The following is a 22,005-nucleotide window of genomic DNA, read 5'->3' as shown; positions in this document are numbered from 1 at the left end:
TAATATTACGGTATTAAGTGGTTAGGTTTAAATTTAAGAGTGCAAAGTTAATAATAGTTTTCTATATTCTTGTAGCTTTATATTTTAATATTCCGATATGATTTACATTCATCTGTTTCTGGAAAGTTTTCGGTTTGCCTTAAGTGCGCTCAGAGCTAATTTACTGCGTACCATTTTATCCTTGCTAGGAGTAACAGTGGGTATATTTTCTATTATCGCTGTGTTTACCCTGGTGGATTCCCTGGAAAATAATATTAGAAGCAGCCTTAACTTTTTGGGCGATGATGTAATCAGGATAGAGAAGTTTCCATGGATTTTTGAAGATGACTATCCCTGGTGGAAATATGTAAACAGACCGAAGGCAAATTATGAGGAGTACAAGTTTCTAGAAGAAAATGCAGCTCAGGCTAGCAATATCACCATTTTTGCTGAAAGATTTGGCACCATGGTAAAACATGAGAACAATAGCTTTAACAGTGCTATAATTTCAGGAGTGGCCTACAGGCATAAGGATGTGTTTGAAATTCCGGTGGAAGAAGGCAGGTATTTTAGCGTTCAGGAGGTAGATAATGGCGCTAATGTTACTATTATAGGTAAGGAAATTGCACGTTCACTTTATCCTACATCAAATCCTTTAGGGCAAGAATTAAAAATACGAGGTATTAAATTCAGGGTAATTGGAATTATGGAGGAGCAAGGCGCTAGTGTAATTGATGCTCCGAGTGCCGATGAATTTTGTTATGTGCCTTATAAAACATTTTTTAAAATGTATTCGGGAAAAGGTGTTTGGGGAGTTGAATCAATTATAGCAGCCAAAGGATTTGAAACTGACGAAGGTTTAAAAGAGCTTGAAGGAGAGTTAACAGGTTTATTGCGACAAAAAAGAGGTTTGAGACCAAAAGAAGCCACTAACTTTGCATTAAACAGACCCGAAGCATTTGGGGAGGTGGTAAGTTCAATTTTTGGAGTTATTTCTCTGGCAGGATGGGTAATTGGGAGTTTTTCTATATTGGTGGGTGGTTTTGGAATTGCCAATATAATGTTTGTTTCCGTGAAGGAAAGAACTAACATTATCGGTATTCAAAAATCTTTAGGAGCCAAGAATTTTTTTATTCTATTTCAGTTTCTGTTTGAGGCAGTATTCCTTTCTCTGTTAGGAGGGCTATTTGGTTTATTACTGGTTTATTTACTGAGTTTTGTTTCCTTAGGTAGCCTGGATCTCAATCTCTCCTTTGGGAATGTATTTCTTGGGCTTTCCGTTTCCGTTATTATTGGTACGGTTTCAGGAATTATACCTGCGGGAATGGCTGCCAAAATGGATCCTGTAATTGCTATCAGAGCTTAAAATACTATTAACAACTGATTTAAAATCTTACGAAAGTTAAATGTTAAAATTTTTATTAATTCCTATTTTCATTTTGGCTACCTTACAGGAGCCGGAACTTAAAAAGCAGCAGCTGACAGAATATTTAACAATGAGTGTATCCACAGAGCTGCGTAACATGACGCAGCAGGAGCTCTCAGCCAAGTTTCTGGGGGCAAAAATACCGGATGCGGCACTTACAGATCAGCAGTCCGCAATAGAGTTAACAGTTACAGGTTCCCCTACTTTTTGGGCTGAGAAGGATTTAAATTTATTGAAGGATTTTTATGACTCAAGCATTCCTACCCTTTTTCAGGATATTAAATTTGAAAAAAAGGAGATGGTAATGATTAATGATAAACAATTTATTGCTTATCAATTTGATGCAACCCCGGCAGTTGAAAGAGGGAATAGGATGCCAGAAAAGCGACATACTTATTTATTATACACTATCTACAGAAATGGATTGGTTACTGTAAGTTTCTCTTGCCCACCTTATTTAAAAGAGAAATGGAAACCAATTGCTGAAAAGATGTTTAAAACCATCAAATTCAGGTAAACATAAGATGGAACTCACCGTTTATTCAGATGAGCATTACATGAAGGAAGCTCTAAAGCAAGCGCAGATGGCGTTTGATCAAGATGAGATTCCCGTGGGTGCTATCGTTGTTTGTCAGAAAACTATTATTGCGAGAGCTTACAATCAGACAGAAATGCTGAATGATGTAACAGCACATGCAGAAATGCTGGCTATTACTTCAGCTGCCAACTATTTGGGAGGCAAGTATCTAAAAGATTGTACTTTGTACATAACAATGGAACCTTGTGGAATGTGCGCAGGTGCACTGTTTTGGTCGCAGATCAATAAAATTGTTTATGCTTTACCCGATGAGAAAAGGGGTTTTACTAAAATAAACCCTGCTATGATTCATCCTAAAACTGAAGTAAGAGCTGGTTTAATGGCTAGCGAGAGTAAACAATTGATTGATGCTTTTTTTACAAATGCGAGAAGAAAAAATTGAATATAATAAATAAATGTTTAACCTATAATTAATAAATATTATGGCTTTTGAATTACCGGCATTATCATATGCTAAAGATGCTTTAGAACCACACATTGATGCTAAAACAATGGAAATTCATCATGGCAAACACCATGCTGGTTATGTATCTAAATTGAATGCAGCTGTAGAAGGCACAGAAATGGAAGGTAAGTCTTTGGAAGAGTTACTTAAGAACCACAGTGATAAAGCAGCTGTAAGAAATAATGGAGGAGGACACTACAATCACTCTCTTTTCTGGACTATTATGAGCCCAAAAGGTGGAGGGAAGCCAAGTGGCGACTTAGCGAAAGCTATTGATGATGCGTATGGCTCCTTTGATAAATTTAAAGAAGAATTTTCCAATGCTGCTGCTACCAGGTTTGGTTCAGGTTGGGCATGGTTATGCGTACATAAAGGAGGAAAAGTTGAAGTTTGCTCTTCATTAAATCAGGATAACCCGATCATGCCAAATGTTGGCTGCGGTGGAACGCCTGTTTTAGGAATTGACGTTTGGGAACACGCTTACTACCTAAATTATCAGAACAAAAGACCAGAATACATTGATGCATTTTTCAATGTAATTAACTGGGATGAAGTTTCTAAAAGATATGATGCAGCAAAATAATTTTTGCTAACATATAAGAGGTTAAAAAGACCCTGAGTAATCGGGGTCTTTTTTTATGCAAAATAATCTTCATGATTTTTGAGTTAGTTTTGTTAAATGATTTTTTCATTGTTAAAGAATGAAATTGCTTTTGAAAGTAACTACAGTTTTAGGAATACTCAAGTTTGGAATGCTTTTATTGCTACTCAATGCGTGCAGTAATAATGGAGAAACCGGTAATGACGGGACTACTTCAAATGAGATTGAAGTGCCTGAAGGGATGGTTTTTATTCCTGCAGGAGATTTTATGATGGGAGCTAAAACAAAGCAGGCGTATCAGGATGAATACCCTCGCCACCAAGTAAAGATCAAAGCATTTTATATGGATGCCACTGAAGTTACCAACAAAGAACTCCAATCTTTTGTGGAAGCCACCGGCTATGTAACAATTGCTGAGAAGGATATTAATTGGGCAGAGTTAAAAGAACAACTTCCTGCAGGCACCCCCAAACCTGCAGATTCGGTACTGAAAGCGGGTTCGTTGGTATTTCAACCAACAGAAGGAGCTGTTAATTTGAATGATTACTCCCAGTGGTGGAAGTGGACCATTGGAGCCAGTTGGAGGCATCCTGAGGGGCCTGAAAGTACTATTAAAGATAGAATGGATCACCCGGTAGTGCATATAGCATGGGAGGATGCCAAAGCCTATGCGGAATGGGCCGGCAAAAGACTTCCCACAGAAGCGGAATGGGAGTGGGCAGCTTCAGGAGGAAATTCGGATGCTAAATATCCCTGGGGTAATCAGCCTGTTGAGGAAGCTATAGATAAAGCTAATTTCTGGCAGGGTAATTTTCCTTACAATAATTTTGAAATGGATGGATATTATGGAACTGCACCTGTTAAAAGCTATCCTGCAAATAAATTTGGCTTGTATGATATGGCGGGCAATGTTTGGGAGTGGTGTGTAGATAAATACAACATTGATCTTTACAATCAGTATGCTAAGGAGGGGTTGGTAGAAAACCCAAAGGGAGCATCAGAGTATAAAGATCCGCGCGAGCCTTTCTCTCCTAAGCATATCATAAGAGGAGGCTCCTTCCTTTGCAATGATGATTATTGCTCAGGTTACAGAGTATCCAGAAGAATGAGTTCAAGTAAAGACTCAGGTTTTAATCACACAGGTTTTAGGTGTGTAAGGGATAAGTACAGATAAGGGGTTGATTATAAAAAAAGCACCGACCTGGCAGGCCGGTACCTTTCAAACAACTAAAAAAAATTATTCAACTACTACATTGGCAATTCTTAGGGCAGTGGCTCCAAACCGGGCGTTTCGTGCTCTATAAATAAAAGCAATACTAATAGTTTCTCCGGCATAAGCAGATAAATCCAGATCACCTGTACTGGCAATATCATCAGCTTCAGGATCATTTGCTGTCATAGCAGTTACGCCTGCCTGAAAAACTTCCCAATTAGCGGTTTCAAAATTTGTACCATCGTAGTCAGTGGAAATCTGAATACCATACGCCAATGTATTATCATCAATAGGTGCGTCAAATCTTCTGTCTACATCAAAATTTAAGGTAGGATTAACTTCATCTATTAAGCCGATTACAGGAGAAATATACCATACTTCAGTATAATCAGGATCTTCGTTCTCAGCATCCCCACTATATGCATTGGCCATTAAACCTACAACCCCTTGGCCAGTGTAACAATTAAAGCTACCAGTTCCAAAAGAATTCTCTTCAATAACTATCTGCTCCCAACCGTCTTGTACAGCTTCACCATTTCCATCTGGACCGCAATTATTGAAACTTTCTATATAAGGTAATCCGGTTCCCTGTTCCTTGTTGTTTTCAATAGTAAAGTCTAGAAACCTGCCGTCAAATTCCTCAGTAGATAAGCCGGCACCAACACTAATAATTTCAAATTCAAGGTTGATGTCATCAAATCTGATTCCTTCTTCATTTGGGATAATAGTAAATTGAGCATTTGTAGCTCCTTGAGCAACAGGTATGTCAATCTGACCAGCAGCGAGGGCAGGGTCAGTGGTAAAAGTTTCCCCGTAGGTGCTACCTGTAACAATTACACTAATGGTTGAGTTAGAAGCTGCTGCAGGTGAAATACTCATAGATACAGTAGCAGGACTTAAATCATCCGTAGTGATAGTTAAGGTGGCGTTGCTAAATGAAACGACCGAGTTTGATGCTTCATCGTCATCACTACAAGCCATTAGTAAGCTTAAAAAAGCTACTGAAGCAGTAAAGAGAAGTTTTCTTGTTGTTTTCATCATCATTATTATTTAGTTTAAGTGTAAAAATTTAATTATTAAGTGGCCTATAAGCCAGGTTGGATATTATTGGAAAATGATCTGAAAGGTATCTTCCATCAATTACTGTACTGATGGTTTTATAAGAATTGGATTTAAACCCCTTAAATAGAATATAATCAATTCGTCTATTATGATTATCCCCTACATTAAACCCGTTGTAGGTGCCCTGAGGGCCAAATCTGATGTTTGAATTAAAGCTATCATCCAAAATATTAGCTAATGTGTTGTAGGCAGTATTACCGGGCTCAACATTTAAATCGCCTGTTAAGATTACCCTTATATCTTCATTGAGCTTATTTTGTACGCTATCTAAAATAAGTGAAGAGCTTTGTACCCGAGCGGTTGAGCCTACATGATCGTAATGCGTATTAAAGACAAAAACTTCCTGGGAAGTTTCTATATCATATAAATGCGCGTAGGTGCAGATTCTGTTTAACACCGCATCCCAACCTTTAGAGGGCACTTCAGGGGATTCGGACAACCAAAAATTACCACTGTCCAGTATGTCAAAACGGTTATTTTTAATGTAAAGTGGGGCATACTCGCCTCCTTGCTTACCATCATCCCTACCTACTCCTATTTTGGTATAGTTTGTAAGGTTAGCTTCGAAAAATAGGGTTTGAGAGTATAATACTTCCTGCATTCCGATGATATCTAAATCTTCAATTTGAAGAAAGCTCAGTATATCATCTCTTCTGTTTTCCCATCTGTTAAATCCGTCTGAAGGGTTAGCAAACCTAATGTTAAAGGAACTTACCTTTATATCATTTAAGCTAACAGGGGTCATTTCATCTTCTAAGGCTGTGTTATCATCAGCACAGGAAAAAAGTATTAGAGTAAGAATAGTTAATAATGGAATTTGTTGTATTTTTTTATAAATCATATTAATTGAGTTCAACAATTACCGGAAAATGATCCGATAGAAATGTTTCGTTAATGAGCATACTGTTTACTTTGTAGGTTTTAGGTGAGGTACCCTTTAAAAAAATATAATCAATCCTTCTTTCATATTTTTTACCGACCTGAAAAGCATTATAAGTGCCTTTTGGGCCTAATTTTATGGGGGCATCATAACTATCTGTGAATCCGGCTGCAATAACTTTTTGTACCGGCTCTTTTTCCGGTTCCAGGTTAAAGTCTCCCATTAGAACAGTTTTGCCGTGGTGGTTCATTTCATTAATTACTTCTACCATTACATCAACACTTTTAATTCTGGCCTGCACACCCACATGGTCAAAATGTGTATTAAGTAGTAGAAGTGTGTCTTGATCTTCTTTATTTAATAATTTAACCCATGTACACACTCTGGGAAGTGCAGCATCCCAGCCTTTGTTAGGTTGGGTTCGGTCAGTAGAAAGCCAAAAAGTGCCACTATCCAACAATTGATATTTATTTTTCCTGAAAAAGATAGGAGAATACTCTCCCTGGGTTTTACCATCATCCCTACCCACACCTACTCTCTGGTAGTCAGGCAGATTTTCCTCTAAATATTGAATTTGGGAATGCAATACTTCCTGCATTCCAATCACATCAATTTGCTCAATTTTTATAAAATTGACAGCGCTTTCCTTTCTGTTCTCCCATTGATGTATACCATCTTTCGGGTTCTCAAAACGGATATTGAAAGTGCACAATTTAGTGGGCTGACCAACAACGGGAACTGTACCTACAAAAAATAAAAATATTAAAAACTGTCTCATAATTTATTATTCAGGGTCAATTGACCACATTACACCATTTATGTTGTCTCCTTGCGGAAATTGTTTTTGAATAGCCTCTTCCAGGTTCTGCTGATTTTGATTGATTTCAGAAGTTGGATACATCCATCTTTTAGGAACCATTCCCTGGTTTAGGGTGCCACCTCCACTTGTATCAAATTCAGGAATCCCTGTTCTTCTGTTGTTGTAAAAAGGCTCCCATCCGGAGTTTAAAAACATGGCTAAATATTTTTGTGTAAGAATCTGCTCTAAGCCATTTGCCGGGTTATAAACTACCCCTTCCTGGCTTAAATAATCATTTACTTCAGCCTCATTAATGTTGTAAAATTGCATAGATGCTTTAATCCCCCTCAGGTAGAATTCAGCCGGATCAGCACTTATCCAGCCTCTGTTAGCAGCTTCTGCTACTGTGAAATTGAGTTCAGCAAATCCGAAAGCTAAATTAGGTTCAGCCTCGGAATCTTCTATATATCGATCGTCTAAAGGAGAACCTTCTCCCAGCCCAAGTTTGGTAGTATTAACATCTATAGGAGCACTTCCATTAAACCCACTGTAACTATCAAAGCTAAATTCATCCATGCCGGCAGAGGCAATCTCTGGGGCTGCAATAACAAATAATCTGGGGTCACTAAAATCTTTTAATTTGTTAATAAAAGACTCTTCTAAAATATAGGAGGTAGTAATGGATGCGCTTCTCCAAAATGGATAGGTATTTCCTGTTTCTTCGGAGTAAGTATACTGACAGTTATCTTCAACGGACTGCATTATTGGATATCTCTCAGGGTTGCTATATATACTATTGAATGTATTAGCAATATTTAAATCAGCGTCATTTTCTTTCAAAGAAAGGCTCATTAGCACACGAAGCCTGTAAGAATTAATTAATTTCTGCCATTTAGAAATATCACCATTGAAAACTACATCACCGGTTATAGGGTCTGAATTTGGATCGATTTGCTCATTTGCTTCTTCCAATAAATTTAAAATCCCGAGATAAACTGTCTTTTGATCATCATAAGCAGGGGTAATCAGTAGTTCCTCTGCTCTCATTGATTCAGAAAAAGGAATGTCACCAAATTGCCTTGTGATTTGCTCGTAAACAAAAGCTCTGAAAAATTTGGCAATAGCAACATAATTGGTGTTATCGAAAGCAACAGCTTCTTCTTCCATTTTCTGTACTTGCCTTAGTGTTGCATAAAAACCAAAACCTGCTCTGTCCCATCCATAGTATTGAAAATCATTTACAAGGTTAACATTAACCAAGTATCTGCATGCCATAGCAGCGTTCAGATCAATGGAATTGAAAGCGTTCACTTCTATACCCGTTAGTAGCAATCCCGGATTGGCATTTGTTGTACTATTAGGGTTAATTTGAAATTCTTCATGGTTTCTACAGCCAATTAGAAAAATCAATAAAATAACAAAAACTGATTGTATAGAATTTTTCATTGTTTCAATTTTTAGAATTTAACATTTACATGAAATCCAACATTCCTCATTGAGGGAGTTTGCATGTCCTGGTCGTTTCCTGAATCCGGATCGATATACTTTATATTGGATAGGATAAACAAGTTTCTTCCAATTAAAGAAACTGTTGCAGCGCTTAAAAATGTGCGATCCAGCCACTTGTTTGGGAAATTGTAGCTTAGTGTAACTTCACGTAATTTTATAAAGGTTTCATCGTAATAATGGTTACCATAAGACCTTGAGTGGTAGGTAGAAATATAAGTTTCATAATTGACTGGCTGAGAGTTAGGTTCGTAGGATCGGGTATCCCTTATAATATTACCTTCTGTGTCATATTCCACAGCTCCATCAACTACCACCACGCCATCTGCTACATAATTACTAACACCTCTGACGGAAGCAGCCCTAAATTCATTAACGGTTTCCGGATGTACACCGGACCACCACATATTTCTAATAGTTTTACTTTCCATAATCCCGCCTATTCTGCCATCTATTCCAACAAAAAGAGAGAAATTTCTATAATTAAAGTTGTTTAAAAATCCATACACATAGTCCGGATCACTATAACCTATGTGCCTATCGAAGGGATCCCGTATATTAATTCCATTGCTCCCAATGATTGGCTTTCCATCTGGTGTTTCCAGCCACACGGTTCTGAAGAGTTTATCTGTGCGATCACCCTCTTTCTGTTGACCAATTCGGTCACCAACATCAATTGTCTTGATGTAGGTTCTATACTGGCTTAAGTTGGCAGTGATGTTCCATTGGAATTGTTGTGTTCGGATAGGTCTACCTTTAAGAACCAGTTCAAAGCCTTTTCTTTCGAACTCATTGGCATTTATTAGTTGACTGGAATACCCGGAGGAGATGGAAATTGGCACACTGGTAATATTGTTATAGTCTAATGTATAAATATAATTGGCATCTATGGTCAATCTATCTTCGATGAAACCTACTGCTATCCCTGTTTCCAAAGCTGAAGAAGTTTCAGGTTGTAAATCGGGGCTAATTAATGTGCCGGGGAATGATAAAGAAGCATTGTTTTGCCAGTTTATACCGCTGTTATAAGTGGGGATATGTGAATAAGTACCACCAAAACTTCCATTGGAAACTTCAGCCCAACTACCCCTTATCCTTAAGTTTGAGATGAAATCCGGTAAATTAAACATTTTACTGGCAACATAACTCAATGAAACAGAAGGATAGAAAAAGGAATTATTTTCAATAGGTAAGGTAGTAACCCAGTCATTTCTTCCTGTAATTCCCAGGTAAATGGAATTTAAAAATCCGAAATCTATTGTTGCATAGGCTGAACTAATTCTTGATTCTGAAAAACTGTTGTAGCCCGATAAAGCATTTTTTGAGTTACTTACATTATAAAAATCAGGTACATTTAATCCATTAGTGCGTATGTTGGCTGACCAGGAATTTCTATAATTATTAGATACTCCTACAGTTGATTGAAGATTGAAATTTTCATTAAAATTTTTACTATAGTTTAAAAATACATCTGTATTAATAGTGAAATCTGTATTATAGGTTTGTGAATAATTACCGTCAGTTCTGTTAAAGTTTCTTACAAAACTTATAGGCTCTTTTTCGTTTCTGTTTAGAGAAAAATAGTTTATTCCATTCCTTGTACTCACTGAGAGGTCATCTGAAATATCATAACTAACCAGAACCTGTCCATAAGTTACATCCCTGTAATATCCTTTGTTATACTCATAGGCTAAAAAGTAGGGGTTATTGTAAAAGCTGGTACTGTAATGTCTTTGTTGAAAGCCTTCCTGTCCTGGCACCCAATAATCCCTTAAATCATTCACATCTATGTTAGGGCCCATCCACAATGCGAGATTGTAAATAAAACTCTGTGAGCTCCAGGCTATCTCAGGTATATTGTCAGACTGTTGTTTATTATAATTAAGAGAAGCATCAACAGTTAATTTCTTGTAAGTATATTTTCCTGCAACACTGAAATTTGATGAGCTTAGGCTTGTGTTTGGTACAATTCCTGACTGTTGCTTATGGCTGGCAGAAACCCTTACGTTTCTTTCCATATTACCGGCAGTTACTGCCAAGGTATTATTGCTAATTACACCGTTTCTAAAGAAGTTATCTAAATTATCACCACCTCGGTTAATCCATGGAATAGGTATTAATTCACCGGTTTCAGGATCTCTTGGACTATTATACTGAACAAGTTCTACAAACCCACTTGGTGTGGAAGGATCTGGTTGATTTAACCTTGGCCCCCATGTGAAACCGGAACCTTCCGTACCAGCCCCAGTACCATTAATATAACCATATTGTCCATTTCGTCCTGATCCGTAAACGTCTTGCATTTCAGGTCTTCGGAGAAAATCAAAAGCTACCATGGTATTAGAACTAAATTCCACCTGCAGACCTTCCTTTTGACTACCTCTTTTTGTAGTAATCATAATAGCTCCATTTCTGCCTAATGAGCCATATAATGCTGAAGCAGGAGCCCCTTTTAATACATCGATTGATTCTACATCATTGGAGTTGAGCTCCCATAGATTGGTGGAGGTATTTGGAACGCCATCAATTACTATGAGAGGTTCCTGTCCTCTTAATTCAAATGAACTATTTTGAAAAAAGTCTGTTGAATTAAATACTGTTAAACCAGCTACTTTACCCGTTAAATTGGCGACTATATTGGGTTCCTGCGCTTTGGTAAGCGCAGTCCCATCAACTTTTTGCGTAGCATACCCTAATTTTTCGGTAGGCTTTTTAATAGCTAATGCAGTAACTACTACTTCCTGTAATGAGGAGATATCGTTACTCATAAAAACATCAATTTGTGATTGGCTGCCTATCTCAATAGTTTGCGTTTGATAGCCTACATACGAAAACACTATATTTTCAGCATTGGAAGGAACGCTAAGCTTATAATTACCTTCTATATCTGTTACCGTTCCTTGATTGATACCTTCTAAGATGACCGTAACTCCAATCAAAGGATCATTAGATTGTTGATCTAATACGGTACCACGAATAATTTTAGTATCATTTTGATTATTAGTTCCTTGCTGTGGTTGTTTTTCTACTTTGGTGAGAGAAATCTGTTTGTTTGCAATTTTATAGCTAACACCTGCCTGTTCTGTCAATTCTTTAAATATATTTTGTAAACTTTGGTCTCTTTCTCCAAACTCAATTATCTGGTTGAGTGGAATTTTTCCCGCATCGTACACAAAATCCAGTTCAGTTTGTTGACTTATTTCTTTTAAGATATTATTGACCGAAACATTCTCACTGCTTAGCTGAATTATTTGTTGATTCAACTGTGCTTCCTGAGCAGTCATATTAAACGGTGATAAGAGAATGCAAAAGAGCAAAAATAATATAATCCATTTCCCCCTTTTTGTTTGAATTAGATTGTAGTTTTTCTTCATGATTATTTCTTTAAAGATTAATTACATTTTCCTAAGATTTTAAAATGATTGCCACTTCTATCGAATTGTAATGTTGTTGCAAACTCAATTAATTCCAGAGAAGTGAGAAGGGGAGAATTACCAAGAGTGATTGAAATTTTGCATTCTTGCAGATCTTTTGAATGGAAATCAAAATCTACATCGTAGCGCATTTCTATATAGCTAATTATTTTTTCCAGAGGCTCATTTTCAAATTTTACCTCCTTAAAATCTTCATTTTTAGCTTTAAATAAATAGCTTTTATTTTTTGATCGGTCCAGGTACCATTGTTGAAGTGGCACTATTTTATTTTGCAAGTCATTATGAGTAACTTTTATACTGCCTTCTATTAAATTAACCAATACACCTCTTTTCCATTGCTTAATGTGAAATGTGGTACCCAAAACAGTTGTAGCAACTCCTTCTGTGGTGACGATCATGGGTCTTGTTTTGTCCTTAGCTACCTGGAAAAAAGCCTCGCCCTTCAATTCAATATTTCTGAAATCTTCAGTGAAATGGATTTTCAATTTACTATTTGGCATAAGTTTTATTGCTGTTCCATCTTCCAGGTTCATAGTTTTACCAGTAGTCGAAGTTTGATATTCAATTTCTTCAGGTGATTTTGAGAGGATTAAGAAGGTGAAAATTGAAATAATCAATAAGGAAACAGTAGCGGCAATCGCATAATATTTACTGTTATTTTTCTTTTGGTTAAAAGTTATATTTGGTAATGGGAGGGGGGATAATTGCTTGCTTTCAGTAAGTTCATTATGAATAACCTCAAATTTGTCAAGCAGTTGTTTTTGTTGTTGAGCATTTAAATTCATTAACCATTGCCTAAAGGCAATTTCCTCTTCTTCTGAAGCTTCGTTGTTAATGATTTTACGTAAAAAATATTCTGTATTGTATTTCATTATTGTTGGGTTATAGTTAAGACTTGTAAAAGGAAAGAGTGGTACCCCATATTTTCATTTTTTTTGTAGAGATAAAAAAATAAAAGGATACGTAGGAGTAAATTCTAACCTAAATGAGCTTTATAATGCTTTTAAAACAGGATAATGCCAGGTGTAAATGAGGGATTGAATTCTGAAGCAGATGCTTAAATAGAGTTATGTATAATCTAAAATTAGATTACACAATGGGTAATAACCAAATAGGCTCTATTTAATAAAAGAGAAAGAAATTAATAAATAAATAATTAATTCAATATCTACAAAAGGGTTTATTTTTTGCCTAATGGCACATAGAGCTTTCATCATCTGTTTTTTTACAGCTACTTTTGAAATGCCAAGAGCTTTACTAATTTCCAGGTAAGAAAGTGATTTTTCACGACTAAGAATAAAAACTTCTTTGGTAATTCCTTTCAAGCCATTAATTGCCTCCGTTTTAACTTTTTCAAGTTCATATTCTTCCAGGATTAGCTGAGGTGTATTTTGATGATAGTCTTGAGGTAATGCTTGAAGGCTGGCTTCCTTTACTTTTTTCTCTTGCTTAAATGCATCCAATAAAAGATTTTTAGCGATAGTGAATAGATAAGCTTTGTAATTGGTAATTTCAGGAAGGCTTTCTCTTTTATTCCATAATTTTATAAATGCTTCCTGAGTAATTTCCTCTGACAGATAGGAATTAGCAGTTAACTTATAAAGATAGTTGTATATCATCCCACTATATAATTGATGAAGCTTTTTGAAGAAGACTTCATCAATTATGATGTTATTGTGGTTTTTACGAAACATTTTAAAGTAAATTAATCTCAGATGATAATCTTAATTTCTACATTTAATAAGTGTTAAGTTTGATGGTTTTGGTTTTTTTTAAATGAATAAGTGCTATTACGTTATTTCCAAATATTACTCTGCTGTAATTTCTTTAATTTTATGAAAGATTTCGGTGTTTTCATAAATGCCCCGGAATTTTTCTGAGCCAGGTCCATAGGCAAATACAGGTACCATAGTGGCAGAATGACCTGAAGTGGAAAATGAAGGATCAATTATGTTATAATCTGTTTTACCTTCTTCATTTTTACCTGATCTTAAGGTATATCCTCCGGTTTCATGATCGGCTGTTACAATCACCAAAGTGTTACCATCCTTTTCAGCAAAATCAAGGGCTAATCCTATTACTTTGTCAAAGTCAATTATTTCTGTAATAATGTAATCACTGTTATTATCATGACCTCCCCAATCAATTTGCGACCCTTCTGACATAATGAAAAACGGACCTTCTTTTTGCTTGAGAAAATTAATGCTTAATTCTGTAGCTTCTGGTAGAAACTCGTCTCTGCCTTCAAGTTTTTTTGGCATTGCGCCATCGCTCAATAGAAAGCCAATTTTATCTTTTTGTACTAATTCAGCATTTAAAGAGGTAGTATCTATTGAAAAATTCTTAGTTTTTAAACTGTCCAGATAGTTTATACCATCTATTCTTTTATTAAAATTTTTTAATCCGCCTCCTGCAAAAAAATCTACTTCAGTATTATGTAATTGCGCTGCTATGAAGTCCTCCATACCTCTATCCTTTGAATGGGCAAAAAAGGAAGCCGGAGTTGCATGAGTTATGGTGGAGGTGGCTATAATACCAGTATGATAACCTCTTTTAGACAGCAACTCCACCATGTTTTCAATATCGGTAGTGTCTTTGTTCACTCCAATTGCTCCATTATACGTTTTTTGCCCAGTAGCCATAGCAGAACCTGAGGCACCGGAATCAGTTATTTTATGGCTTGAAGAAGCTGTTTTTGATAAACCTATATTTTCAAATCTTGATAAGTTAGGTTCCCCTTCTTTAAAATAGTAGAGAGATGTTACTTGAGAAAGTCCCATTCCATCACCGATAAGAAGAATTACATTGGGGTTTTCACTTTTTTCTTTTTTATGATTTTCTTGTTGATCTCCTCCGTTTTTCGTACAGCTTAAGAGGAAAGAAAAAGGTAATAATGAGAACATAAAATATTTGAAATTCATAAGGTTATTAATTTAATTCAAAATTATGCAGTTTATTATGAGGTTGCCGATCTTCTAGATTGTGAAATTATTAAGTTTGCATATATTCTAATTAACACAAACTTCTGGTGTTGCTGTAAGTTCACAATTTCTTTTATTACTTATAACCTCGTGAGTTTGTCTGAACTTTTTCTTAATTAAATCATAATAGATAAAGTTAGCAACCTCTTCTCTGTAAAACTTAAAGGGTTTCCCTGCCCAGGAATGGTTGTCATTACAGCCGGTGATTAAGTAATATCCTTTGTTGAGCGATTGAAGGTGTTTTGAAATACTTCCTGCACCATGCAACATTAAATAGCCTGCATCTTTTTCTTTACAAAAGTGGTGAGGAGCCGATCCGTAGGGTACTAAATCATCACAAGTACCATGAAATAGCTGCATAGGCATTGCTGTTTCTTTGGTGATAAGATTAAGATCAATAATTGCTCCTGCCATACTAATCAGCCCGGCATATTTAAAGTCGGATGGGAGAGGTTTTTGAGTTTCAGGAAGAAAGGCTGCATGTAAAACGGCCTCAGCACCGGCACTGCTGCCAGCTATAATAACTAATTCAGGATTAATTTTTAACTCACTTTTCTTTTTTAACAGATAATTAGTCGCTTCGTTAATTTCAGATGCTGTTTGTTTGAAAGTAGCCAGTTTATTTTCGGCTGACTGATCACAGCCGAATGATTTACCTTTCATAGTTAAAGTATAGGACATGCTTACAGCAACAATGCCTCTGCGCGCCATGTTTTTGCAAAATTCCATTATTTCGTACTCATCTCTGGCACCTCCGGCAAAGCCTCCACCATGAACAAATAACAGGAGAGGGCGGTCTGTTGCATCATCGTTCGCAGGCTGATAAATATCCAGTTTCAGTGCCTCATCTTTGGTTTGCAAATAGGTTTCAGTGCTGACATTCACTTCATTGAAAATTTGATTTTGATAGCGTTGTCCCATCAGCTGTGAAGCTGAAAGTGCAATAAATAGTATAAGAGTGGCTAGTTTTCTCATCTGTTTCTATTTTGTATAAAGTATTTCGCTTTTTTCGGAAATGCCATTTTCATTAAATGCTTCTACCTGATAATAATATTCCTGATCGGCATTGAGAGCCCGGAGTTCATAGGTTGTCTGATCATACATTTGAGCAGATAAATTAAGTTTATCTTTTTCAATTCCCCAATAAATAACATAACCTGTTGCATCAGGTACAGATTGCCAGCTTAAGTTAGCATTTCTTCTATCGCTTTGACGCGATACTTCAAACTTAGCAGGTGTTTGTGGCTTTGCTTTTAATCCTTTACCAAAAACGCGCAATTCGGAAATTGACAGGTAATTATTAGTACAATACACATGATCATACTTAATAAAGCGAGCTTTAGCAGTTTTATCCAATTCGATATACGCATGGGGCATGTCCTTTTGATTTTCTCTGAAATCAGCCAGTATTTCCCATTTATCCCCATCTTCTGAACCTAAAATAGCAAATTGCTGCTTTAGGGTGTCCGGTCTTCCATAAATATTGCTATTAAAATCCTGGAAGTTGATTTGTACAGCGTTTACCTCCATTATTTCTCCTAAATCAATTTCAACATATATTGAATCATGATTGGCTTTTGACACCCAGTAGGACCTTATTTCCTCATCGTTTATTTTATTAATGTCAAATTCTCTGATCTGATCCAACATATACCCTGAGCTACTTTCATCTACCACATTAATGCTATCTTTTACTTCAGGGGAATTGGTAGAAACTTTTTTATTGTAGGAAAGCAGCATCCAGCCTGTAAAGCGCTTTTTGTGATTTTCTACTTTTGTATCAGGTAGATAATGAGGATAGTCTCCATAGGCAGTATTTACATACATCTGACCATTGTCTTCTTCAAAACCTGCAGGATACATCCCTATTCTGCGTTCAAATTTGTAATTGACAGAAATGGCCATTGTAGCAAAATGCCAGTAATTCCCATTATTATCTTTTACTGTACTTCCATGGCCCGATCCTTTAAGAAAACCACCGGGCTTGTAGGATATTGGGTTGTAAGGGGCATATTCAAATGGACCTAAGGGGCTGTCGCTTGTATACACACCATCAGCATAAACATTCCATTGCGTTCCAGGTGCGCCATATTCCAGGTAGTAAGTATCATTATGCTTTACCATCCACGGGCCTTCAATATAAGGATCAATGTCAGATTTATGATCCTGGCCAAAGCGTTCCCAGCCATGTTGCTCCGGTTTTAGGTTAAACAAATCCTTCTGCTCTCCTTTTGGTACAAAATAATTTTCGGGGTCTAACTCTACCACCCTGATGGGCCATTTATTGGAAGATTCTTCATATAAATATACCTTCTGATCGTCATCTACAAAAAGAGCAGGGTCCTGAATACCGTGTGGCATGTTTAACACAGCAAAATTTGTTTTCCAATCCCCCAATTCAGGGTTGTCTGTTTCTATTATCGGGCCTCTACCGGAGGGATCACCATATGCAATGATTTTATCTTTAAATACTGCTGCTGCAGGCGCGTTGCTTCCTTTGAAATACCAGCTTTGTGGTCTGATAAATTTCCAGTTGCTCATATCTTCTGATACCCAGTATCCATGTGATCGGGTAACAAACAGATAATATTTTCCTTTATAATTCACGATGGCCGGATCTGCCCCGGATCGGTAGGAAACCTTATTTTCAGCCCTGTAGTGTGACATATATGAGTAGTCGATATCTATAGGGTTACAATAGGTTTGGTAGTTCTTACCAGCATCTTTTTTCTCGGTTGTTGTTTCTGCCTGTTGATTGCTGTCGCAGGCCAAGAAAAAACTAAGTGTTATAAAAATAAATAGTCGTTGCATTATTAAAGTTGTGTATCCTGATTTTTAACTGGGTCATAAGAAGTGCCGGTATTTCCGCGCAATTTCTCAAATTGTTTGTAAGCACGCTCCACCTGTTGCTCAGGGGCCTGTTCAAATTCTTTTTCTGTAACTTTATATACTTTCTGAAGAGAATCCAGCTTTACCCTAAGTTGTGCTTCAATAGCATCATATTGAGGGTTGTCAATTTGGTTATGGATTTCATTTGGATCTTCCTTCAAATCGTAGAGTTCCCACGTATCTATATCATCATAGAAATGCATTAATTTGTAGCGATCAGTTCTCACGCCATAGTGCTTCTTCACCATATGGAAAGCGGGGAAATCATAATAATGGTAGTAAACAGCATCTCTAAAGGCATTGTCATTCATGGTATTCTCCAATAGCGGTCGTAGAGATTTACCTTGCATGTCCTTCGGGATTTCTGCCTGGGCATAATCCAGGAAAGTTTCCGGGAAATCGATATTCTGAGTTAAGGCATTGACCACGGTGCCTGGCTTAATATGGCCCGGATATTTCATCATCAGTGGCATAGCGAGTGATTCCTCATACATATAGCGTTTATCAAACCAGCCTTTTTCTCCTAAATAAAACCCCTGATCGGTAGTGTAAACAATAATGGTGTTTTCAGCCAGTCCGCTTTTTTCCAGGTAATCCAAAATTTCACCCACTCCTTCATCCACTGCGGCAATGGTGGCCAGGTATTCCTGCAGATAGCGTTGTCCCTTCCATTCAGCCAATGCCCTGCCACTTAAGTTCGCTTCATGAAAAGCATCATTTTTCTTGCTATAGGCTTCATCCCATGCTTTTCTTTGCTCAGGTGTCATTCTGTCAAAATCATTGGTCCAGGGATTGTGCGCCAGCTCCGGACTTCCTTTTTCTTTGGTCATTTTCAGGTCATGTCCTTCATACATATCCTTATAAATAGTTTGAAGCTGTTCTTGAGAAGCAACAGAACCTTCGTGATCAGTGAAATAAGTGTCCGGTAATGGAAATTGTACGGAGTCATATTTATTTACATGGCGTAAAGCCGGCATCCAGTTACGGTGTGGTGCTTTATGGTGCACCATTAACATAAAAGGCTTTTCCTCCTTTTTGGCACTGCTGATAAAATCAAGCGCCTCCCGGGTAATGATGTCAGTGGCGTAACCAGCAATTCTGTTAGTGTCAATAGTATTAGTTGCTTTGTTACTGGAAATAAAGTCCGGATTGTAATAATTGCCCTGATCTGTTAGTATGTTCCAGTAATCGAAACCCTGTGGGTGGCCAGCCAGATGCCATTTTCCTATCATTCCTGTTGTGTAGCCAACTTTTTGCAACAGTTTGGGGAATGTTTGCTGATCTCCATTAAAGAGGTCTCCGTTCATTCTAAAACCATTTAAATGGCTGAATTTGCCTGTAAGTATTACCGCTCTGCTGGGCCCGCAAATGGAGTTGGTACAGAAATTATTTTTAAATAATGCACCTTCATCCGCTATCCTGTCGATGTTGGGAGTTGGCGCCAATTGGCTCACAGGATGGCCATAAGCACTAATTGCCTGCTCTGCATGGTCGTCAGACATGATATAAATAATGTTTGGCCTTTTGGCAGACTCTCTGCTTCCTGTTTTTTGCTGGTCTGCTTCCTTACTGCAAGAGGAAAGGATAAGCAAAGCCAGGGTAAAGTGACCTATTCGCATAATGTTATAGTTTTCGTATTTCTATTGCATTTAAAATGGGTTCTCCTTCTTTAAGCTTAAAGGAAATTTTTAAACCTTCTTTATCAACATAGGTAATTATCTTTTTACTGATTGCCGTGAAGGCTGCTTTACTTTGTAAGCCTTCCACTACCACTTTATCATTAAAAAGTATATCAAATTGTCTGTTTTTGTCCTGATAAGCCGGATCAATTTCTGCCCAATGAAGTACTACCTCATATTGACCCGCTTCCAAATCAAAATAATACTCGCCACCAATTCTTGCCGTTTGGTAAATAGGGTCGTTATTAGTGAGGAATATTTCGCGATCCGTGCCTACTCCCTGGCCGCGGGGCATAAACACTTCACCCCCTTTGTAGCCTAGTAATTCATTGTTGAATTCCGTTTCCGGTAACCATGTAATGTGATCTATAGGGTCCGTAAAAAAGAAATTTGCGCCACAGTTAAAGTAGAGGGTGTTATTACTCAGCCAGTCTTTATTTATTTTCCCGAAGTTTATTTCACTATAATCCGTAATGGAAGAATCCCCAAAATAGGCAGTAGCTTTTAGGATATTGCGTCCTGTTTTTAGAGAAACTCTCCACTCACTCAGATGGTTCTCGAAAGAAAGTAGGTCTGCTGCTTGGCCATTTACTAATAATTCGATGTGATCAGCATTGGTAAAAACCTGGAGGTTTTGCTTATCGCTATAGCCAACCCTCGATTGCCAATTCTCTCCTCCAATCTTTACAAATGGCTTTTTAAGCAGCCATGCCTGGTATAGGTGGTAAGCATCTTTAGGGGTTCTGTCCACTGAAATAAGGCCTTTGCTGTTGATTTTAGGTACTGCATCGTTCCTGTTTTCCGATCCGAAGTCGGCTAAATTCCAAACAGCAGCACCTGAAACAAAAGGCCTCTCCATGATGTCAATCAGGTTTTGCTGATGAAACTTTGTTTGCCATTCAATGGAAAAATCAAAACGGACAGGATTGAATGATCGAATCCGTGGATCGGATCCTGCGCCATATTCAGTAATGACCATTGGTTTTGCGGGAACTAATTGGTGGTAAGCATCAAGGAATTTTCCTGCACCCAACTGTGCTTCGTACCATCCAAAATAAAGATTCCATCCTACCAGCATAGGTATTTGTGTTAAACCTGCTTTTTGGTAAAGCTCTAAACTGCCATGGTTAGGGATCATGGTATATCTGCTACTATCTTCTTTTCTGGTTAAATCTTCAAGCACTTTAGCGAAATCAACTATTTTCTTGATGATTTCCTGATCCTTTTCCAGGTTTCTTCCCAGCAGCATTTCGTTCATGTAAGCCCATATGATAATGCTCGGGTGGTTGTAATTCTGTCGAATCATCTCTTTCATCATATGTTGAGAATTTTCGTAGAAAGCTTCGGAATCAGTAATGTCATGGTCGAGCGGAATTTCCATACTTACCAATAAACCTAATTTGTTTGCGGCCCTAATTACTGCGGGATCCTGCGGATAGTGGGCTGTTCGGAAAAAGTTACTGCCCATCTCTTTAATCAGTTGAACATCATTTAAATGTCGTTGATCAGAGAGTGCATTTCCGAGGCCTTCAAAATCCTGGTGACGATTGGTTCCTATTAATTTCAGATACTTGCCATTAAGGTAGAATCCATCATTGGCATCGAAGCGAAACCACCTGAAGCCAAAAGGTACCATTTGTTCATCCAGTTTTTGGCCTTTGGCACTCTCCAGAGAAATTTTTAGTTGATACAAATATGGATGATCAGGATGCCATAACTTAGGATTATTCACTTTAGGTAAATCGTAACTTAAAGTGTTTGTTCCCGATTTTAAACTGGTTTTTTTAGTTTTTTTGAAGATACTTATGCCTTCAGGATCAATTAGTTCAGTTATGATTTTTAGGCTTGACTTATCTGAGGAAGAGATGTTGAGTCGGGCAGTTACCAAAGCTTCTTTTTCAGAAACCTTAGGTGTAGAGATAAATATGCCTTTGTCGCCATATTCACTGAATTCAAAATGGGTTTTCCCGGTGGAGATTAAAAATACATCTCTGTAAATGCCTCCGTAAAAGTTAAAATCACCTTTTAAAGGAGCAATTGCCTCATTGTGGCTGTTATCCACCTTAACCAGCAGTTGGTTTTCTCCTTCCTGTAGAAATTGTGTAAGGGGAACAGAGAATCCTGTATAACCTCCTATATGTTTGGTGGCTAACTGACCATTTACATACACTTCAGCTACCTGATTTACTCCCTCAAAGTAAAGGAACCAGTTTTTATTTTCTGCTAATGGAAGCTTAAGTGAACGTTTATAATAGCTAACTCCTCTGTAATAGCCCTTTTCTTCATCAAAGGGGTCAAATGCGTTCCAGGTGTGAGGCAAATTGACAGTAGTCCATTCAGCAGTATCGGCTATTTCGCCTTTATGGAAGGACCAACTGTAGTTGAGAGATTGGATATTTCTGCCACTCTGGGCAGAAATATCCATTGATAAGAGGAATAAAAAAAAAGTTAAA

Annotated in this window: 17 protein-coding genes; 5 read left to right on the top strand and 12 right to left on the bottom strand. The window is 37.3% G+C overall.

All coding sequences use genetic code 11. The annotated features are described in order from the left end of the window. Window positions 1–97: 97 nt before the first annotated feature. The 5 genes from IEV85_RS14350 to IEV85_RS14330 all read left to right on the top strand — a co-directional run bounded on the left by IEV85_RS14350 (window position 98) and on the right by IEV85_RS14330 (window position 4,223). Window positions 98–1,345 (top strand): ABC transporter permease, encoded by a 1,248-nt coding sequence (locus IEV85_RS14350; RefSeq protein WP_188464572.1) that lies wholly within the window; start codon window positions 98–100, stop codon window positions 1,343–1,345. A gap of 40 nt (window positions 1,346–1,385) precedes the next feature. Then, window positions 1,386–1,922 (top strand): hypothetical protein, encoded by a 537-nt coding sequence (locus tag IEV85_RS14345; RefSeq protein ID WP_188464570.1) that lies wholly within the window; start codon window positions 1,386–1,388, stop codon window positions 1,920–1,922. A gap of 7 nt (window positions 1,923–1,929) precedes the next feature. Beyond that, entirely contained in the window at window positions 1,930–2,385 is a 456-nt protein-coding gene (locus IEV85_RS14340) for a nucleoside deaminase (protein WP_188464568.1), read from the top strand. A gap of 40 nt (window positions 2,386–2,425) precedes the next feature. After that, the gene (locus tag IEV85_RS14335; RefSeq protein ID WP_229712596.1) at window positions 2,426–3,031 is read left to right on the top strand and encodes a superoxide dismutase; all 606 of its coding nucleotides are present in this window, start codon (window positions 2,426–2,428) and stop codon (window positions 3,029–3,031) included. Between the two features lie 118 nt (window positions 3,032–3,149). Further along, a complete protein-coding gene (locus tag IEV85_RS14330) occupies window positions 3,150–4,223 on the top strand; it encodes a formylglycine-generating enzyme family protein (RefSeq protein ID WP_229712595.1) in 1,074 nt (357 codons plus the stop codon). 63 nt (window positions 4,224–4,286) lie between these two features. Here IEV85_RS14330 and IEV85_RS14325 read toward each other — a convergent pair whose 3' ends face one another. From IEV85_RS14325 to IEV85_RS14270, 12 genes are all read right to left on the bottom strand, one after another. Further along, on the bottom strand, window positions 4,287–5,306 hold the full coding sequence (locus IEV85_RS14325) for a choice-of-anchor J domain-containing protein (RefSeq protein WP_188464566.1): 1,020 nt from the start codon (window positions 5,304–5,306) through the stop codon (window positions 4,287–4,289). A gap of 25 nt (window positions 5,307–5,331) precedes the next feature. Beyond that, on the bottom strand, window positions 5,332–6,225 hold the full coding sequence (locus tag IEV85_RS14320) for an endonuclease/exonuclease/phosphatase family protein (RefSeq protein WP_188464564.1): 894 nt from the start codon (window positions 6,223–6,225) through the stop codon (window positions 5,332–5,334). Window position 6,226: 1 nt separating this feature from the next. Continuing rightward, a complete protein-coding gene (locus IEV85_RS14315) occupies window positions 6,227–7,042 on the bottom strand; it encodes an endonuclease/exonuclease/phosphatase family protein (RefSeq protein WP_188464562.1) in 816 nt (271 codons plus the stop codon). A gap of 6 nt (window positions 7,043–7,048) precedes the next feature. Further along, complete coding sequence (locus IEV85_RS14310; RefSeq protein WP_188464560.1) at window positions 7,049–8,509, bottom strand: SusD/RagB family nutrient-binding outer membrane lipoprotein; 1,461 nt, start codon at window positions 8,507–8,509, stop codon at window positions 7,049–7,051. Between the two features lie 11 nt (window positions 8,510–8,520). Continuing rightward, window positions 8,521–11,943, bottom strand: a complete 3,423-nt coding sequence (locus IEV85_RS14305; RefSeq protein WP_229712594.1) for a SusC/RagA family TonB-linked outer membrane protein — start codon at window positions 11,941–11,943, stop codon at window positions 8,521–8,523. Between the two features lie 17 nt (window positions 11,944–11,960). After that, complete coding sequence (locus IEV85_RS14300) at window positions 11,961–12,875, bottom strand: FecR family protein (protein WP_188464558.1); 915 nt, start codon at window positions 12,873–12,875, stop codon at window positions 11,961–11,963. Between the two features lie 246 nt (window positions 12,876–13,121). Further along, complete coding sequence (locus IEV85_RS14295; protein WP_188464556.1) at window positions 13,122–13,697, bottom strand: RNA polymerase sigma factor; 576 nt, start codon at window positions 13,695–13,697, stop codon at window positions 13,122–13,124. A 114-nt stretch (window positions 13,698–13,811) separates the two neighbouring features. Next, a complete protein-coding gene (locus tag IEV85_RS14290) occupies window positions 13,812–14,924 on the bottom strand; it encodes an alkaline phosphatase (RefSeq protein ID WP_188464554.1) in 1,113 nt (370 codons plus the stop codon). 87 nt (window positions 14,925–15,011) lie between these two features. Next, window positions 15,012–15,959 carry an alpha/beta hydrolase gene (locus IEV85_RS14285; RefSeq protein ID WP_188464552.1) on the bottom strand — a complete coding sequence of 316 codons (948 nt, stop codon included), beginning with the start codon at window positions 15,957–15,959 and terminating at the stop codon, window positions 15,012–15,014. A 6-nt stretch (window positions 15,960–15,965) separates the two neighbouring features. Then, window positions 15,966–17,795 carry a family 43 glycosylhydrolase gene (locus tag IEV85_RS14280; protein WP_188464550.1) on the bottom strand — a complete coding sequence of 610 codons (1,830 nt, stop codon included), beginning with the start codon at window positions 17,793–17,795 and terminating at the stop codon, window positions 15,966–15,968. A gap of 2 nt (window positions 17,796–17,797) precedes the next feature. Further along, entirely contained in the window at window positions 17,798–19,492 is a 1,695-nt protein-coding gene (locus IEV85_RS14275; protein WP_188464548.1) for a sulfatase family protein, read from the bottom strand. A 4-nt stretch (window positions 19,493–19,496) separates the two neighbouring features. Beyond that, window positions 19,497–21,977 (bottom strand): glycoside hydrolase family 2 TIM barrel-domain containing protein, encoded by a 2,481-nt coding sequence (locus IEV85_RS14270; RefSeq protein WP_188464546.1) that lies wholly within the window; start codon window positions 21,975–21,977, stop codon window positions 19,497–19,499. Between the last annotated feature and the right edge of the window lie 28 nt (window positions 21,978–22,005).

The organism is Marivirga lumbricoides (genome assembly GCF_014636295.1).
In the GTDB taxonomy this organism is placed as follows: Bacteria; Bacteroidota; Bacteroidia; order Cytophagales; family Cyclobacteriaceae; genus Marivirga; species Marivirga lumbricoides.
The sequence above is the reverse complement of the archived record's forward strand: the minus strand, read 5'-3'. Positions and strand labels throughout refer to the sequence as shown.

Coding starts and splice junctions, on each gene's coding strand:
- IEV85_RS14270 (WP_188464546.1), bottom strand. CDS start 21,977: ATGGATATTTCTGCCCAGAGTGGCAGAAATATCCAATCTCTCAACTAC.
- IEV85_RS14300 (WP_188464558.1), bottom strand. CDS start 12,875: ATGAAATACAATACAGAATATTTTTTACGTAAAATCATTAACAACGAA.
- IEV85_RS14290 (WP_188464554.1), bottom strand. CDS start 14,924: ATGAATTTCAAATATTTTATGTTCTCATTATTACCTTTTTCTTTCCTC.
- IEV85_RS14305 (WP_229712594.1), bottom strand. CDS start 11,943: ATGAAGAAAAACTACAATCTAATTCAAACAAAAAGGGGGAAATGGATT.
- IEV85_RS14280 (WP_188464550.1), bottom strand. CDS start 17,795: ATGCAACGACTATTTATTTTTATAACACTTAGTTTTTTCTTGGCCTGC.
- IEV85_RS14330 (WP_229712595.1), top strand. CDS start 3,150: ATGAAATTGCTTTTGAAAGTAACTACAGTTTTAGGAATACTCAAGTTT.
- IEV85_RS14335 (WP_229712596.1), top strand. CDS start 2,426: ATGGCTTTTGAATTACCGGCATTATCATATGCTAAAGATGCTTTAGAA.
- IEV85_RS14285 (WP_188464552.1), bottom strand. CDS start 15,959: ATGAGAAAACTAGCCACTCTTATACTATTTATTGCACTTTCAGCTTCA.
- IEV85_RS14315 (WP_188464562.1), bottom strand. CDS start 7,042: ATGAGACAGTTTTTAATATTTTTATTTTTTGTAGGTACAGTTCCCGTT.
- IEV85_RS14310 (WP_188464560.1), bottom strand. CDS start 8,509: ATGAAAAATTCTATACAATCAGTTTTTGTTATTTTATTGATTTTTCTA.
- IEV85_RS14320 (WP_188464564.1), bottom strand. CDS start 6,225: ATGATTTATAAAAAAATACAACAAATTCCATTATTAACTATTCTTACT.
- IEV85_RS14350 (WP_188464572.1), top strand. CDS start 98: ATGATTTACATTCATCTGTTTCTGGAAAGTTTTCGGTTTGCCTTAAGT.
- IEV85_RS14325 (WP_188464566.1), bottom strand. CDS start 5,306: ATGATGATGAAAACAACAAGAAAACTTCTCTTTACTGCTTCAGTAGCT.
- IEV85_RS14340 (WP_188464568.1), top strand. CDS start 1,930: ATGGAACTCACCGTTTATTCAGATGAGCATTACATGAAGGAAGCTCTA.
- IEV85_RS14345 (WP_188464570.1), top strand. CDS start 1,386: ATGTTAAAATTTTTATTAATTCCTATTTTCATTTTGGCTACCTTACAG.
- IEV85_RS14275 (WP_188464548.1), bottom strand. CDS start 19,492: ATGCGAATAGGTCACTTTACCCTGGCTTTGCTTATCCTTTCCTCTTGC.
- IEV85_RS14295 (WP_188464556.1), bottom strand. CDS start 13,697: ATGTTTCGTAAAAACCACAATAACATCATAATTGATGAAGTCTTCTTC.